General features: G+C 58.9%; 16 protein-coding genes. 6 read left to right on the forward strand and 10 right to left on the reverse strand.

Going from position 1 to position 16,241, the window contains the following annotated elements; translation table 11 throughout:
* Positions 1 to 39 precede the first annotated feature (39 nt).
* On the forward strand, positions 40 to 393 hold the full coding sequence (locus tag AB5Y71_RS13665) for a copper-binding protein (protein WP_139460317.1): 354 nt from the start codon (positions 40 to 42) through the stop codon (positions 391 to 393).
* A 117-nt stretch (positions 394 to 510) separates the two neighbouring features.
* Here AB5Y71_RS13665 and AB5Y71_RS13670 read toward each other — a convergent pair whose 3' ends face one another.
* From AB5Y71_RS13670 to AB5Y71_RS13690, 5 genes are all read right to left on the reverse strand, one after another.
* The gene (locus AB5Y71_RS13670; protein WP_201991973.1) at positions 511 to 1,428 is read right to left on the reverse strand and encodes an iron-siderophore ABC transporter substrate-binding protein; all 918 of its coding nucleotides are present in this window, start codon (positions 1,426 to 1,428) and stop codon (positions 511 to 513) included.
* A gap of 83 nt (positions 1,429 to 1,511) precedes the next feature.
* Positions 1,512 to 2,315: an ABC transporter ATP-binding protein gene (locus AB5Y71_RS13675; protein WP_368171804.1), complete on the reverse strand. Its 804-nt coding sequence runs from the start codon at positions 2,313 to 2,315 to the stop codon at positions 1,512 to 1,514.
* Positions 2,315 to 3,352 carry a FecCD family ABC transporter permease gene (locus tag AB5Y71_RS13680; protein ID WP_368171805.1) on the reverse strand — a complete coding sequence of 346 codons (1,038 nt, stop codon included), beginning with the start codon at positions 3,350 to 3,352 and terminating at the stop codon, positions 2,315 to 2,317. The genes AB5Y71_RS13675 and AB5Y71_RS13680 overlap by 1 nt, the downstream gene beginning before the upstream one ends.
* 7 nt (positions 3,353 to 3,359) lie before the next feature.
* Positions 3,360 to 4,376 carry a FecCD family ABC transporter permease gene (locus AB5Y71_RS13685; protein ID WP_368171806.1) on the reverse strand — a complete coding sequence of 339 codons (1,017 nt, stop codon included), beginning with the start codon at positions 4,374 to 4,376 and terminating at the stop codon, positions 3,360 to 3,362.
* Between the two features lie 176 nt (positions 4,377 to 4,552).
* Positions 4,553 to 5,356: a siderophore-interacting protein gene (locus AB5Y71_RS13690; protein ID WP_201912288.1), complete on the reverse strand. Its 804-nt coding sequence runs from the start codon at positions 5,354 to 5,356 to the stop codon at positions 4,553 to 4,555.
* Between the two features lie 324 nt (positions 5,357 to 5,680).
* On the opposite strand from AB5Y71_RS13690, the gene AB5Y71_RS13695 reads away from it, so the two are divergent.
* Positions 5,681 to 7,198: an HD domain-containing phosphohydrolase gene (locus AB5Y71_RS13695; protein ID WP_040067946.1), complete on the forward strand. Its 1,518-nt coding sequence runs from the start codon at positions 5,681 to 5,683 to the stop codon at positions 7,196 to 7,198.
* A gap of 92 nt (positions 7,199 to 7,290) precedes the next feature.
* On the opposite strand, the gene AB5Y71_RS13700 is transcribed toward AB5Y71_RS13695, so the two are convergent.
* Both AB5Y71_RS13700 and dnaQ read right to left on the reverse strand, forming a co-directional pair.
* Entirely contained in the window at positions 7,291 to 8,562 is a 1,272-nt protein-coding gene (locus AB5Y71_RS13700) for a TIGR03503 family protein (RefSeq protein ID WP_368171843.1), read from the reverse strand.
* A complete protein-coding gene (gene dnaQ, locus AB5Y71_RS13705; RefSeq protein WP_047439188.1) occupies positions 8,559 to 9,293 on the reverse strand; it encodes a DNA polymerase III subunit epsilon in 735 nt (244 codons plus the stop codon). Before dnaQ ends, AB5Y71_RS13700 begins: the two co-directional genes overlap by 4 nt.
* Before the next feature lie 79 nt (positions 9,294 to 9,372).
* Here dnaQ and rnhA point away from each other — a divergent pair, with 79 nt between their 5' ends.
* Complete coding sequence (gene rnhA / locus AB5Y71_RS13710; protein WP_368171807.1) at positions 9,373 to 9,837, forward strand: ribonuclease HI; 465 nt, start codon at positions 9,373 to 9,375, stop codon at positions 9,835 to 9,837.
* Here the strand turns inward: rnhA and AB5Y71_RS13715 are convergent.
* On the reverse strand, positions 9,825 to 10,547 hold the full coding sequence (locus tag AB5Y71_RS13715; protein WP_005361718.1) for a methyltransferase domain-containing protein: 723 nt from the start codon (positions 10,545 to 10,547) through the stop codon (positions 9,825 to 9,827). The genes rnhA and AB5Y71_RS13715 overlap by 13 nt on opposite strands.
* Before the next feature lie 72 nt (positions 10,548 to 10,619).
* Here AB5Y71_RS13715 and gloB point away from each other — a divergent pair, with 72 nt between their 5' ends.
* Together gloB and AB5Y71_RS13725 are read left to right on the forward strand one after the other, a co-directional pair.
* The gene (gene gloB, locus AB5Y71_RS13720; RefSeq protein ID WP_167558144.1) at positions 10,620 to 11,384 is read left to right on the forward strand and encodes a hydroxyacylglutathione hydrolase; all 765 of its coding nucleotides are present in this window, start codon (positions 10,620 to 10,622) and stop codon (positions 11,382 to 11,384) included.
* A gap of 70 nt (positions 11,385 to 11,454) precedes the next feature.
* Positions 11,455 to 13,008, forward strand: a complete 1,554-nt coding sequence (locus AB5Y71_RS13725; RefSeq protein WP_368171808.1) for a LysM peptidoglycan-binding domain-containing protein — start codon at positions 11,455 to 11,457, stop codon at positions 13,006 to 13,008.
* Between the two features lie 160 nt (positions 13,009 to 13,168).
* Here AB5Y71_RS13725 and astE read toward each other — a convergent pair whose 3' ends face one another.
* Both astE and AB5Y71_RS13735 read right to left on the reverse strand, forming a co-directional pair.
* Complete coding sequence (gene astE / locus AB5Y71_RS13730) at positions 13,169 to 14,194, reverse strand: succinylglutamate desuccinylase (protein ID WP_069556542.1); 1,026 nt, start codon at positions 14,192 to 14,194, stop codon at positions 13,169 to 13,171.
* Between the two features lie 293 nt (positions 14,195 to 14,487).
* The gene (locus AB5Y71_RS13735) at positions 14,488 to 14,697 is read right to left on the reverse strand and encodes a DUF1127 domain-containing protein (RefSeq protein WP_042083987.1); all 210 of its coding nucleotides are present in this window, start codon (positions 14,695 to 14,697) and stop codon (positions 14,488 to 14,490) included.
* Between the two features lie 522 nt (positions 14,698 to 15,219).
* Between AB5Y71_RS13735 and AB5Y71_RS13740 the strand changes: the two genes are divergently transcribed.
* A complete protein-coding gene (locus AB5Y71_RS13740) occupies positions 15,220 to 16,113 on the forward strand; it encodes a DNA replication terminus site-binding protein (protein WP_368171809.1) in 894 nt (297 codons plus the stop codon).
* The last annotated feature ends 128 nt before the right edge of the window (positions 16,114 to 16,241 follow it).

Consider the following 16,241-nt stretch of genomic DNA (forward strand, 5'->3'; position numbering starts at 1 on the left):
TTTCACGATCCATATTGACTGAACGATGAGGAAACCATCATGAACTACAAGACGCTGACCCTGACATTGCTGCTTGGCCTTGCCACCCAGACCAACCTGCAGGCCGAAGAGATGATGCACCATGAAGGGCACGAGATGAGTCAGACGGGTGAGATGAGCGAACAGGGCGCAATGGTGATGACCAAGGGGGTCATTACCCGCCTCGATGAGGGGAGCGGCAAGGTCGGCATCAAGCACGAGGCGATCGAGAACCTCAAGATGCCCGCCATGACCATGGTCTTTCGAGTGGCCGACCCGGCCCAGCTCAAGGGGCTCAAGGTGGGGGATGCCATCCACTTTCATGCCGAAAGCCAGAGCGGCAAGCTCACTGTGACAGCCATCCAACCGCAATAAACGGCTCTGTCTCGCCGAAGAGGTCACGATAGACAGTGACAACGCAAGAGGGAGGCATCAGCCTCCCTCTTCTTTGGTCAACCTGTTCGTTGGGTCAACCTCTGGCGCTCATGGTACTCAGCTGCGGGTTGCCAGCAACTGCTCCACATCCTCGATCACCTTGAGGGCCGCCTGCGGGCCGCCGCTGGAGGTCCAAAGCGACCCGTCCACGGCGCCAAAGCGCTTGGCCTTGATCACCGGCAGCTGCTGGAACGCCGGGGTCTGCTCCGCCTGACGCATGGCATCCACCGCATCACCGGTGGCGCTCAGGGTACCGACCACCAGCCAGTCAGCATCCAGCAGATTGAGGGACTCCAGACTGAGCGCCGGTGAGTGGGGTGCGCCAGTACCCTGCTGCTTGCTTGGGCGTACCAGTCCCATCGACTCCACTACGCTGCTGGCAAAGGTGCCCTGATACATAAAGCTCGGCCCCTTGGGATTCCAGCGCACTATGCTGATGCTCTCCCCCTGATGCTTGGCCAGCTTGCTGCGAGCCTGAGTCAGCCGCTCGGCATACTGCAGCAAGAAAGTATCCCCTTGCTGGTCGCGGTTGAGGGTGTGAGCGGTGCGGCGGAAGCTATCCTGCCACGGTTCACCCCACTTGCTGGTCACCACGGTCGGCGCGATCTCCCCCAGCAAGGTCAGCAGCTCGGGACGGGTCTGGCCGGTCAGGATAAGGTCGGGCTCCAGCGCAATCAGCGACTCCAGATTGGGGCTGTCGAGATCGCCGATCACCTGGATACCCATGCCCGCCTTGTTCAGTAAATAGCGGGGCAAGGTGGGTTGACCACGGCCATTGACGGCGCCGATGGGGGTCAGCCCCAGGGTCAGGGTGCTGTCGAGTTCGAGCTCGCTCAGCACCACCACCCGCGTTGGCTGGGCTGGCACCTGCACCTTCTGGCCAAACGCATCGGTCACTTCACGCATCTCCTGTGCCTGAACCAGCGGCGCGGCCAGCATCAGGATGGCTGCTGCCAGGGCGGCAAAACGCTTCATCATCTCACTCCTTCTCGTTGCACGGCCCGGATAATCGGCCGCGTGAATACAATCGGTGGGCCCACAGAGCAGGCCCATATGACTCAACTCGCCGAACGCAGGGCGCGGCCATGTTCGTGACGACGGGGCACGATAATGGGCGCCCCGTCGCCGGGGGCATGCAGAATGTCGACACTGGTGTGGTAGAGCCGGTCGATTAGATCCTTGGTCACCACCTCCCGGGCCGGGCCCATGGCGGCAATGGTCCCCTCGCCGATGGCGATCAACTCATCACAGTAGCGGGCCGCCATCGCCAGATCGTGGATCACCAGCAGCACGGTTTTGCCTTCGGCAGTGATGCGGTGGATTGACTCCATCACCTCGGTCTGGTGGCCGATATCGAGGGCGCTGGTGGGCTCGTCGAGCAGCACCATGTCGCTGTCCTGCGCCAGGATCATCGCAAGCCAGGCCCGCTGTGCCTGCCCGCCGGAGAGAGACGCTGCGCTCTGCTGCCAGATGCTTTCAAGCTGCATACGCTCGCAGGCAATACGCACCATGCGGGCATCTTCCTCACCCCACTGATTGAACCAGCCCTGATGAGGGTGGCGGCCATACTGCACCAACTGCTCCACCAGAATGCCGGCAGGCAGGGTCGGCCGCTGGGGCAGATAGGCGAGCTCCCGCGCCAGCCCCTTCATGGGGTAGCTGGCAAGCGGCTTGCCCTTGAGCAGGATCTCGCCGCGTTGGGCTTTCATCTGGCCGGAGAGCAGCTTGAGCAGGGTCGATTTGCCGCAACCGTTGGGGCCGACGATCCCCACCAGCTTGCCCCTCGGCACGCTGAAAGAGATGTCCCGCAAAATGGGGGTCTGCTGATAGGCGAAATGGAGGCGATTTACGGTGAGCGTCATCAGTCAGCCCTCTGGCGATCGTTAACAAGAAGAAACAGCAGCAACAGGCCGCCGAGAATGCGGGTCATGATACCGGTCGCCACCTCGTGGGGGCTGGCCAGCACCCGGACCAGGGTATCGCTGGCAAGCAGCAACAGGGCGCCGCTAAGCGCCGCCAGCCAGAGCGGCACCACCCGGTCTTTCACCAGCCAGGAGGCAAGAATGGGGGCCGCCATGGCGATAAAGACCACGGGACCGCCGATGGCGGTGCCGAGCGCCGCCACCAGAATGGCCTGGGCCAGAATGCCCAACTGCACCCGATCGCCGTTGACGCCAAGCCCTCTGGCCATCTCGGGGCCAAAGCGCAGCACCGCCAGCGAGCGGGAGAGATAAACAATCCACGGGCAGAGCACCAGCAACAGGATGGCGATAGGGGTAATGGTGCTGTAACCCACGGCGATAAAGCTGCCCATATTCCACAAATAGAGGGAGCTCAGGTGCAGTAGGGCCTGGGTGGACATCACAAACTGGCCGAGCGCCTCGAACAATTCGGAGAGGCCGATGCCGATCACCACGAACAGATAGCCCTGCTCACCCGGTTTACGGCAGAGGGCATAAAGCACCAGCGCCGCGAAGATGGCGCCGATGGGAGCCGCCCACCAGGGCCAGCTGCCTACCGTCAGGTAGAGGGAGAAGACGATGATGGCCAGAGAGGCGCCGTTGTTGACCCCCACCATGTCGGGTGTGGCCAGCCGGTTGCGAACCAGCGTCTGCACCAGGCAGCCGGAGAGCCCCATGGCCGCCCCCGCCACCACCACCCCAAGGATGCGCGGCAGCCGGATCTTGAACAGGGTGAGCAGCTCAAGCCGCGTCCCCTCCCCCAACAGGGTGTTGACCACCCCGGCAAAGCCGAGTTTGCCGCCGCCAACACTCAAGGCCAGCAGAGCCAGCGCCAGCAGCGCCACGGCAAGCAGAGCCAGCCAGCGCCAGCTTGGCAGATGGATCAGCAAAGAGCGGTTGCCGGCCCGCAGGCAGAGCATATCGGTAGGTGTACGCATCAGCCCCTCACTTGACGGTCAGCAGGGTACGAAAGCCCCCGCGATGAACGATGGCGATCAGCACAGGCGCACCGATCAGGGCCAGAATGACGCCGTTTGGCAGCTCGAACGGCTGGATCAGCCAGCGCGCCAGAATGTCGGCCAACAGCAGAAACAGCATGCCGAACAGGGCGGAGAAACAGACCTGCACCGACAGCTTTACCGGTTCCACCAGTCGGCCACAGTAGGCAGCCAGAAAGCCGACAAAGCCGATGGGGCCGGCGATGGCGATGGCACTGGCGGTAAACAGGGTGGCGGCCAGCAGCACGCCAATCCGCACCCGGTTGGGGTGGATCCCCAGCGCCTGTGCCTGACTATCCCCCATCTGCATCAGGGTCAGCTGGCGACAGAGCAGCAAGGTGATGACAAACGCCGCCAGCACGAAGGGCAGTACGGCAATGATGGCATCGAGATTGGCCGCCGACAGGGAGCCGAGGTTCCAGAAGCGGTACTGCTCCAGCACCATCTTGTTGGAGAGCAGCAAAAAGCTGGAGAGACCGCCGAAGGTGGCGGAGAGCGCCACCCCGACCAGAATGAGCTTGAGGGGGTTGGAGCGGCCAATCATCATGCCGAGCCCCAGCACAATAACGTTACCAAGCAGCGCGCCTAGTCCTGCCCAGAGCAGATAGCCGTAGGCGGACTCCACCCCGAACCAGGTGAGCCCCACCACCAGCGCAAAGACGGCCCCGGCGTTGACCCCGAGCAGACCGGGCTCCGCCAGCGGATTGCGGGTCGCGCTCTGCAACAAGGAGGCCGCCAGAGATAAAGAGGCGCCGACCACCATGGCACAGAGGGTGCGCGGGATCCGCAAGGTATTGAGCACCATGGCGAGCTTCTCGTCACTGACCCACAGGGGATTGTGCGTCAGATACCCGAATACATCGCGGGCACCATAGACGCCGGCCCCGGTGGCCAGCGAGAGGCAAAACAGCGTGCAGAGAAGGAACAATGCCAGCCAGAACAGACGGGTCTGGTACTTAACCACCCTTTACGACTCCTTGCGTTGGGGTCTGACAACATGCAGCCAAACCGACGTGAAAACAGGGCGCTCTTGTGTCAACGGAAATAAAAACGCCGCCCGGACAAATACCCGAACGGCGCAATACTAAATGCAAATCATTTTTATTTGCAAGGGTGAATCAGGTATTCTTTCGTATCCGCTTAATTATCCATCACATCGTGACGGGTCTGGTGATAGGCCTCTTCACTCTTGCCCCGACGCCAGTACGGCACGGCGTAGAGCGACTGGCGATCCACCTCAAGCACTGAACGAAAATGGCGGCGCAGCGGCAGCACCAGCGCCTCTTCCCCACCCAGCCAGAAGAAGCCACCATCGCGCACCAGCGGCAGAGCAATCACATGCTCCAGCAGGCCACTGGACTCGGGCTCGCCGACAAACCAGTGACAGCGCAACCCGACCGGCAGCGTCAACGGCTGAGCATCGGCCTGATCCGGCACCAGAATCGCAATTTCCCCTCTGGCATCGGCAGGCATCACCTCACACATCGCCATGATGGCGGGCAAGGCGGTGAGATCCCCTACCAGGCAGTAATGCTCGGCCGGTTGCAGCATGGGGTTGGGGCCACCCGGCCCGGAGAGGATTACCTTCTCTCCCGGCTTGGCATGGGTAGCAAAGGCGCTGGCGGGCCCGCCGTCACCGTGCAGCACGAAGTCGATATCAATTTCCTGCTCATCACGGCGAAACGCTCGGATGGTGTAGGTGCGGATCACCGGCTTGTCTGCCGGGTCACTCCAGCGCGGGCCGCTCGGGGTCATGGCAGGCAGCACCGGCTCTACCTGATGGGGCTGGGCCAGCATCACCTTGATATGGGCTCCACCGCAAGTAAAGGGATAGTCAGCCAACTCGCTGCCACCAAAGGTGATGCGACGCAAATGGGGGGTGATCTGGGTAATGGCTTTGACAGCCAGCAGACGGGGGCGATTGGGAGGCAGAGATGGGGACACGATGGGGCTCCTCGTTGAGTGTGTCGCCCATGCTACACGCAAATAGGAATCACTATCAAATAAGATAGTTTCTCGTCTAATAGCTACAAGCTGGATTCAAACATCCCCAACCACTCGCGTCCACACCCCAATCCAGACATAGGCTTTATGCACGCTAGCTCCATGATTGGGCAAAGAAAGCAACCCGACAACGCCACAGTCACAAAGGGTTCCATTTGCTTATTTCGACCATAGTTTTTCGAGATCAAATTTTATTTCCCAATAAGTTTCCTATCCTTAGTGAAGCAGTTAATGTAAGCACAGGATGCCAAACAGGATTGTATGATGGATGACCAAATCCTGATTATTGATGATGACGATCTCTCCCTCCCCGACGCACAGCAAGCGGGCTGGAAGGTGATGATTGTTGACGATGAGCCTGAAGTGCATCGCATCACCAAAATCACCTTGAACAAATTCGAGTTTGACAATCGCCCCATCGATTTTCTGCATGCCTATTCCGCGGCACAGGCCAAGGAGTTGCTGGCCACCACCCCGGACGTTGCTCTGTTGCTGCTGGACGTGGTGATGGAGGTCGACCACGCCGGCCTTGATGTCGTCAAATACGTCCGTGAAGATCTGCAAAACAAGATGGTACGCATCGTGTTGCGTACCGGCCAACCCGGCCAGGCGCCGGAAGATGACGTAGTCACCAACTACGACATCAACGACTACAAGGATAAAACCGAGCTCACCTCCCAGAAGCTGCGCACCCTGCTGCGGGCCAGCCTGCGCTCATATCGGGATATTCGCACCCTGGAGAGTAACCGCCAGGGGCTGGAAAAAGTCATCGACGCCTCCAAGGGGATCTTTGAGAAACGGGCGTTGCGCCAGTTTGTCGAAGGCGCCCAGGAGCAACTCAGCGCCTTGCTCCATCTGGGGGAAACCCAGATATACGACGTCAAGCAATACGCCTATGAGGTGAAGGATCAAGTATTGGAGCCCCTGCTCCCCGGCCATCCCGCCATGCTCCTCACGGACGCGCCGGAGATCCTGCGCCAGGCCATGAGCAAGCGCAGCAACGTCTATAACGCCACCCAGATGGTGCTCTACTGCCAGAATCCGCGCCACCACCTGCTGTTCCACATCGAGACCACCCGCCAGCTCAGCCAGATCGATACCAGTCTGCTGACCCTGTTTACCGAAAACATCATAGTGGCACTGGAGAATATCCGGCTCAATGAGGTGATCGCCGACAACCAGCGGGAGATCATCTATCGCATCGGCGAACTGGTTGAAACCCGTTCAAAAGAGTCAGGGCTGCACGTCAAACGGGTCGCGCTCTATACCGAACAGTTCTGCCACCTGATGGGCATGAGCGAAGAGCAGAGCGAGCTGGTGAAACGTGCCTCGCCGCTTCATGACATTGGCAAGGTGGGAATTCCCGATGCCATCTTGCACAAGCCGGGCAAGCTGACGCCGGAAGAGTGGGAGATCATGAAAACCCACGCCCAGCTTGGGCAGGATATGCTCTCCGGCAGCGATCTGGCGCTGTTTCAGATTGGAGCCACCATCGCTGGCAATCACCATGAGAAGTGGAATGGGAGTGGCTATCCCCGCGGTTTGAAGGGGGCCGATATTCCGCTGGAGGGGCGGATTGTGGCGCTGGCTGACGTGTTCGATGCCCTGGGTTCGGATCGCTGCTACAAGAAAGCGTGGCCGCTGGACAAGGTGCTGGCCCTGATTGAAGAGGAGAAGGGGCAGCATTTCGACCCCCAGCTGGTCGAGCTGATGATGGCCAATCTGGACAAGTTCCTCGAGATCCGCGAGCAGAACAAGGATGTCTATATCGGCGAACACTGATAGCCAGCTTGTTCTGTTTATGAACTCAAAAAACCGCCCTGCTTATCAGGGCGGTTTTTTATCTCTGGCATCACGCCACTTCAGTACGAGGGTTACTGCTCTGGCAGATTGAGATCCAGCTTGGCAGCAGGTTGTCCGGCTTGCTGATTCTCGGCCTGCGCAGCGGCCAGAGCACGCTTCAGGGCACGCCGTTTTTGTATCACCACGAACCCGACCCCACCCAATACCGCCAGCAGCACACCACCACCAGCCAATGCCCAGATCAGCCAGCCCATTTCCTCCTCTGCCGGGGCTTCATGGGTCGCCTCGGCACTGGAGGCCGGTGCGGCGGCCGACACCACCTCTACAGGAGGTGGCGGTGGCGGTGGCGGGAAGACATTGAAGGTTTTCACCGGCAACTCGATTTTCAGCTCACGGCCGAGGCGAGTGGTGCCGTAGAGGGTTGCTTTCACCTCATGCTGACCGACCTCCTTGATGTTGGAGAGATCGATATCAAGCTTGGGGTCGCTGGCGGTCTCGCTGAACTCGTAGAGGCCGCCCACATTACTGGTCACACTCCCCTTGACCACCACGGAAGCGGGATCCAGCTCATCACGGTCGATTAGCAGTGAGAGCTTGGCACCCAGCTCATCCGAAGGCGGCGCCAGGTTATAACTGAACGGATAGGGGTAAAGCAGCACATCCTGATAACGGGCACGGACAAACACCTGATTGCCCGTGCTGAACATGGCGCGGTACTTGCCACCGGGAATATCCTGCAGCGTCACTTCCGCCGTCATGATGCCATCGCCCGGCACTTCGTCGAGCCCCTTGCCATCATCGCGATAGTGGCCAAGTACTTGATCCAGCACGACCTCTTTCTTATCGGCATCGCTGAACGATTGCAGCTTGACGGTCATGCCAAGATCAGAGAGATAGTATTTATCTTTCGGCGGCTGACCATTGATCAGCAACCACGCCTTGAGCTTGACCACCTCCCCCTGATAGAGCTGCATCGGCAGGGCGGCGATATCGAGCCGGATATCGGAGAGAATGCGCACCCGGTTGTCGGGATCCACCTCGCCAATCGCCTGCCAGGGGCCCGGCATGGGATTGCGCAGGGTAATGAGATCATGCTCCGGCAGCGCCAGCCAACCCACATCTGCGGGTTTGACCTTGCCCACGTAAAGCTTGCTGCCATCGGGGCGAACCAGGATCACGGACGGGGTGCCCGGCTTGCGCTTGATGATGAAGGTGATCTCCTTCACGCCGTAATCGATGCGAAAGCGGTTATCCAGCAGCGGAATATCGGAAGGGGCAAATACCTCGGTCGCCATCGCCCCCAGCGAGAGCAACAACAGCAGACCGGCACACCACTTGCTCATTGCCGCCACAGACAACTTCCTCCCTTTTTCTGTACCAGATCCAGTCTCGCCTCGTGCAGGGCCTGAACCTCGGCACTAGCACGCACCACCTTGAGGGCGGGTCGGTTGCTCTCCAACCGGCGAATGCTGGTGTCCTGATTGCTTTCGTTTTCGTTGCTCTCGGTAGCCAGATTGAGTTTGGTCTGGCCGCCGGTCATCAGCAGGTAGACGTCCGCCAGGATCTCCGCATCGAGCAGAGCCCCGTGCAGGGTACGGTGGGAGTTGTCTATACCGTAACGATCGCACAGCACATCCAGGTTGTTGCGCTTGCCGGGGAAGAGATCCCGCGCCATCGCCAGGGTATCTGTGATGGTGCAGATATCCGCCGTCTTGAAGTTGAGTCCGAGCTTGCTGAACTCGTAGTCCATGAAGCTCACGTCAAACGGTGCGTTGTGAGCGATCAATTCGGCGCCGCGGATGAACTCGAGGAATTCGTCGGCGATCTGGCTGAACGACGGTTTGTCACGCAGAAACTCGTCGGTGATACCGTGTACCTGGATCGCTTCCGGGTCAACCAGACGATCAGGCTTGATATAGACGTGATAGTGGTTACCGGTCAGCTTGCGGTTGATCACCTCCACACAGCCGATTTCGATAATGCGGTGCCCCAGATAGACAGGGCCGCCCGCCGTATTCATACCTGTGGTTTCAGTATCCAGAATGATCTGGCGATTCAGTTGGGGTGTGTTCATGATCCAATCTATGTCAAACTTCGGCTTTACTTACTCGCTAGTTTACCCCAAGCCTCATGTTAAAACAGATTGATTGCTCATGTTAAAACAGATTGATGTCTATACCGACGGCTCCTGCCTCGGCAATCCGGGCCCGGGTGGTTACGGGGCCGTCATGGTCTACGGCAAGCACCGCAAAGAGATTTCCGCCGGATTCAAGTTGACCACCAATAACCGGATGGAGCTGATGGCCGCCATCATGGGGCTGCGCACCCTCAACGAACCGTGCAAGGTACGCCTCACCACCGACAGCCAGTATGTCCGCCAGGGGATCACCCAGTGGATCATCGGCTGGAAGAAGAAAGGGTGGATGACCGCCAACCGGCAACCGGTCAAAAACGTCGATCTCTGGAAGGCGCTGGATGCGGAAGTGGGTCGCCACCAGATTGAGTGGCTCTGGGTGAAGGGTCACTCCGGCCACCCGGAGAACGAACGGTGCGACGAGCTGGCCAGAGAGGCCGCCTGCGGCAAGGATCTGGCCGAGGATACCGGCTACCAGCCCTGACGGGCCATTCCCGGTGTGGCGAGGGATTTTGGCAGTTGCCAGCGCCGCCGCACCGGGATCAGTGGAAAGCGCCTTTTACGGGCCGCAATCACGTATACCGATGCAAATGCCCTGCAATAATCCCGCCCGATACTCTCCCGCCACCAACTGTGCCAGCTCTGTTTACCCATAAACGAGTAACCGAAACGCTCGTCGAACATCACCTCACATCCCAGCAGATGCAGCCAGTCCGTCACCCGCCCCGGGGTGAACATCCGTGCTGACCAAGGCATTCTGCGCCGCAAGAACGGCACACAATGACCGATCCCGACCAGACTCATGGGGTTATAACCACTGATGATCAGCCAGCCATCGTCGGTCAACACTCTTTCGGCTTCGCGCAACACTTGGTGGGGATCGGCGGAGAAATCGAGGCAGTGAGCCAGTAGACAGGCATCAACGCTACCGGTCCGCACCGGCAGATCGAGGGGATCGCCATACATGTCGAGCAGCCGCCCGCCGGGGGCGACACCGATCTGGTGACGAATGGAGGAGCGTTTGCAGGAGAGTTCAGCGCTCAGGGCGCCAATTTTCAGCAGATGATACCCAAACAGATTGGGACACCAGTTGTCGAGCCGATCCTGGATCTCGGCCGCCACCCAGTCCCCCATAGGCAATGCAGACCAGCTGGTCGGGATCTCGATTTGTTGTTCGGTACGTGCCACCTGCATAATAGGGCTCAACTCGGGGTTTCGAACGCCATCCTGTTATATAAGATACCCTCCCTAAAGAGAAGCAGACTCATGTATCCAGTGATCACAGTTCCAGCCTTTAATGACAACTACATCTGGTTGATCCGCCACGAAAATCACTGTCTGGTGGTCGATCCGGGCGATGCCGCACCCGTGCTGGAGCGGCTTGAGGCATTGGGGCTGGTGCTCGATGCCATCCTGCTGACCCATCACCATCACGACCATGTGGGGGGCGTCACCAACCTGCTTGCCCACTTCCCCCACGCCCGGCTCTATGGCCCCAAACTTGACCCGATGCCGGATCACCACGGTCAGTGGCTGGAAGATGGCGATCAGATCAACTGGCACGGCCTCGCCCTCGAGGTGATCCATGTGCCCGGGCACACTCGCGGCCACATCGCCTACCACGGCAACGGCATGCTGTTTTGTGGCGATACCCTCTTCTCGGCCGGTTGTGGCCGCCTGTTTGAAGGGACGCCGGAGCAGATGTACCACTCGCTGCAACGACTCGCCGCCCTGCCCGATGAGACACTCATTTATTGTGCCCACGAGTACACCCTCTCCAACCTGCGTTTTGCCTATGCGGTCGAACCGGACAACCCGGCGATCCGCCGCCAGATCGGGCTGATCAGCAAACTGCGGCAACAAGGGCTGCCAAGTCTGCCAACCCGGCTGGGTGACGAACGCACTTTCAACATTTTTCTGCGATGCGAACAGGATTCAGTGAAATTTTCTGCTGAAAAACATGGGCTAAAATGCGTGGAAAATCCGGTAGATACCTTCGCCATCCTGCGTCAGTGGAAGGACGTTTTTTGAACAAACCTTGATCAGGGGGCCATTGCCCCTTATGATGCGAGCTGTTTTTCCTAAAAATGACCGGAACGAGATGAAGGTACGAACGGCCTTATTGGCAGCGCTGTTGCTCAGCGGCTGCCAAAACCTGAGCCATCAGGATGACCGGGCGCTAACGGCAATCGAGCCGATCAAGTCCCCCCAGGTCAAGAAAAAAGCGCATAAAAAACACTCTTCCCATTTCCTGTTTGGCGATGAACAGCTGGACGAAATGGAAGATACGGACAATCTGTGGGTGCGTATCAGCGATGATATGCAACTGGAAACTCCGGACAACCCGCGCATCCGCCAGCAACGTGAGTGGCTGTTGCGCAATGATAAGCATCTGGCGACCATTGCCAGCCGGGCTGAACCCTACCTCTATCTGATGGTAGAGGAGATTGAACGGCGTGAGCTGCCAATGGAGCTTATTACTGTCCCGATGATCGAGAGCATGTTTGATCCCCATGCCCGATCCCGCAGCAATGCCGTCGGTCTGTGGCAGTTTGTGCCGGCGACAGGCAGAAACTTCGGTCTGCGCCACGACAACTGGTATGACGGACGGCGCGATGTGCTGGCCTCCACCAATGCGGCGCTCGACTATCTGGAGTACCTGAACCGCTTCTTTGACGGTGACTGGCTGCAAACGCTGGCCGCCTACAATGCCGGTGAAGGACGGGTGCGCAACGCCATCCAGCGTAACCAGCGCGCGGGCAAGCCGACCGACTACTGGTCGCTCGATCTGCCGCGCGAAACCCGGATGTATGTGCCCAAGATCCTCGCCATGGCTGACATGATCAGCAATGCGGACAAGTACAATATCCAGTTGCCGGTGCTCGCCAACGAGCCGAAGCTGCGAGTGGTGGAGACCGGCAGCCAGATCGATCTGAATGTGGCCGCCCAACTGGCCGGTCTGCGCACGTCACAGCTCAAGGAGGTCAATCCGGCCCTGAGCCGTGGCGTGATGTCGCCCCGTGGCCCTTACCGCCTGCTGGTACCGGTAGAGTATGCCGATACCTTGGAGCTGGCACTGGCCGATCTGCCCAAGAGCGAGCGTATTCGTACCCGCTCCTATCAGGTCACCAGTGGCGATACCCTGTCGCGCATCGCCCAGAATCATGGCGTCAGCGTGAACGAGCTGAAGCTGGCCAACAATCTGCGCAGCAACAACCTGCGTCGCGGTCAGCAACTGGTGATCCCGACCCACGGTCAGGTCAGCAACAAGGCCAGCTCCGCCAGCAAACCGCAACAGCTGGCAAGCCGTGGCAGCAGCCAGAAGGCCAAAGTCAGTTACAAGGTGCGCTCGGGTGACAACCTGTGGAGCATCAGCCAGGCACACGGCGTCTCCCACGAAGAGCTCGCCAGGTGGAATGGTCTGAATGCCAAGTCGGCGCTCAAACCAGGCATGAAGCTGGTGGTCTATCCCAAGCAAGGGAAGAAGAGCGACAAATCGATGGTGTATCAGGTTCGCCGTGGCGACTCCATCTCCTCCATCGCGGCTCGCTTCCAGGTGGCCATCAATGATGTGATGCGCTGGAACCAGCTGGATAAAGGGGATTACCTCAAGCCCGGCCAGGAGCTGACCCTGTTTGTGAAGAACAACAGCTAAGCCTCACCGCTTGAACCCGATAAAAAACGGGGCCAGTCATCTGACTGGCCCCGTTTTTTATTACTGCGGCTAACCGCTGCTGTGTCTGAGCCACCGACTAAAACAATGGCTTGGCGCCGCCTGCGGATGCATCACCGCTCTGCAGGCAAAACTATCACCGCTATTCCCAGAGCCTTGTCGGCACCACCATCAGCACGGTGCGCTGACCAATCGCCACATTGGCATTGGGGAAGACCACCGCCTCACGCGGCTTCTCGACTGTGTAACGCAGCTCACCATCCTCGGCCAGCACGAATCCTTGGGGGAATTCGGTGAAGTTGTCCACATCGCTGGCGAATAGAAAGCGAAACTGCTCCGATTTTTTGGTGATCACCCGATCGATGGCAAACAGGGTGAAATCATCCGCCCGCCACGGCTCCAGCGCCACCTCATCCTGAGTGACCAGCTCCTGCAGCGCTTGGCGGGTTTCGATAAAGCGGGTCATATCGTTCTCGCCAAATGGCCGCACCTTGCCCAGCTCCACCGTGAAGGCATGGGCGCCATGCTGGCGGGAGCTGTAGTAGCTGAAGGTCGTGGTCGGGCTGGCGGAGAGCAGTATGGTGCGCACCCCGCAGGCACCGAGGAACTGCACCTGCTCGCGGCAGTGGGGCCGCTCATGGGGAAAGGGGTAGACGGCAAACTTCTCGTGGCGCGAGCCGCGAATGGCGGTGTGCAGATCGTAGTGGTAGCGGGGACGAGCCGGATCGGCAAAGAAGCGGCTCACATACTGCTCGAGGCGCATGGCGCGGATCCGCTCCCGATTGCAGAGCCCCTCTCCCTTGCTGTGGGCTCCGGAGAATAGCCGGTTCATGTTCTCCTCCACCTCCCGCAGCCCCAGATTCATCGCCGCCGGATTGCCAAACAGGAACAGCACCCGATGGCGGGCGCTCAGCTCGCCAGAGAGCAGACGGCTCAGCAGCTGGTTGCAGATCTCGATGGGGGCAGTTTCGTTGCCGTGGATGCCGCAGGAGAGGACGATATCCTTGCGTCCTCCCGGCTGGTCGCCCGCGCCGCTGGCAGGCTCCAGACAGAGCACGCCCGTATCCCAGACGCTGACCCGCGCACCATCGGGCAGGGCAAATTCAAAGGGCTCAAGCTGCCACTCATGGCTGCGGGTCAAGGCCAAAAAATCGTGCTGGGGAATCATCCGTCTCACCCTCTTGCGCTGGAACACTATGGCCGGATTATACGCAAGGCATCGCGGCTTAAAATCGTTTTTTAAACAAATTCAAACATTAACGATACAAGTGTGATAACAATCGAACGATGACAGCAATGACAGTAGCGATGTGGAATAAACAGGAGAGGAAAAAGGACCAACAAATAACAGGGGGAAAACGGGGGATATAAAACAGACAATGGCAGACCTGGCGACTGGTCCCCACAGGGGCAGAACAGCAAACGACTCAGCAGAAAAACAAGGCATCCATGCCCGGCAGATCAACCACGCCAGAACGGCTTGGTGGTCTCTTGATAACGGTCAGCTTCGTTCAGGCCGATGTCTTTGAGCAGGTACTCGGGCAGCTCGGAGAGCTGGCGACGGCTGCGGCTGCGCTCCAGCCAAGTCAGAACGGTCATTTTTACGCGAGCAGCCAGATTCAGTTGGCTGGAATGCTGGTAACCGGTTTCGGTATAAGTCATGTTGGCCATGATGTGGCTCCTCTGAATATTTGTTTACGCACTGGGCTTTATTTGATGCGCAAAGCTTAGTCAGGGAGCAGGGCCGACTCAATTGACGAATTTTGATACGTTACATTAGGAAAACTAATAGTAAAAAGCTGACTGATACAATTTTAATACTTTGATTTATAAAGAATAATTAAGTCACTATTCGACCATCAACGGCCCGCAGCATATTGTGCTGCATGGCACCACCTTACATATGCAATTTACCGTATTGCCTATGCACTCGCCAATGGATGCGCCATTGGTGGCAACCCCGTCATTACATTCAATTGTTAATTCAGTGATCTCGTTGTGATCTTAAATTAACACCATGAAACATAAAAAAACTTACCTTTCCTCCCTCGCCACTCCCTTGATGAAGACCCGAAAACGCCCCTCTTGGCGAGCAACCGGCATACTGGTATGGTTATTTATACAGTAGTTTATTCCCCTGCCCTGACGCCATCGTTTATGCCGTCAGCGGCGGATGAAACCACAGGATCATCGATGGATACCTTTACCCCGACCGCCGCCCTGCGTCAACAGATGGCCGCCATTGAAGCCTCTCTCAACCAGCTGGCCGATCTGCTTGGCCAACTCGATCTGCAGGAGGCCCATGTCTATCCCCTCCCCCCGGTTGCACAGGGGGAAGAGCACGACCCGATCGAGCAAATTGAGGTGGGCTATCTCAACGGTGAAGCCGCGCTGGCGGCCACCCTCGCCGCCTATCGGGACCACAGCGCCCGCCCCGGCTGCTCCACCAAGGCAACTCATCGGCTGCCCGGCTGGTTGCGCTTTCCTGCCGCCGCAGCTCCCTTGCTGCAACCGCTGATCGACCAAATCAACCAGCACAAACTCGATTTCAAGGCGCTGGTGCAGCAGGCGGGGGGACGGGACGAGAAGTTCGAGCTGGTACATACTGCCCTGCCCGGCGTGATCACCCTGCAGGTCTACCGCAAGCTGACCCTGCTGACGGGAGAGCTGCAATCCCTCGGCTTTACCTGGGCTGACAAGCAGACCATCAATCGTCTCAGCCGCGAGCAGGTGCTGGAGATGCTGGAGCGCAGCCGCCGCTATATACCGGCCCTCTCCAACAACGAGGAGTGGAGCAAGATGGTGGATCAGGAGGTCTACGACATTCGCCGTCTGCCCGCCGATGCCGAGCTGCGGATCCGCCGCCCGGTCAAGACCCACCCGATGATCAACCTACTCTGGCTGGAGCGCACCCCGCGCAAGCAGCAGATCAAGGCGAGCCTGCCTCTGCTGCTCTGCTCCGATACCCCCCCCGCGGTCACCAATCTGGGCAACTATCCCCCCAAGAGTCGGGAGGCGCGGCGAGATCGCAAGATTGGCGGTGAGCCCATCATCGAGCGGCTGCACCTCTATCTCTATCAGGGGTGACTGGATCAGGAATAGCTGGGCCGCCTTGCCGCGATAAACGAAGTATCCCGCATCAGCACCCCAAATAAGAAAGGGGAGAACATCTCTGGATGTTCTCCCCTTTTCTGTATCGATAGGCGGTATGAAAG

Origin of the sequence: Aeromonas sp. R9-2 (genome assembly GCF_040908025.1) — a bacterium.
Classification (GTDB): Bacteria; Pseudomonadota; Gammaproteobacteria; order Enterobacterales; family Aeromonadaceae; genus Aeromonas; species Aeromonas veronii.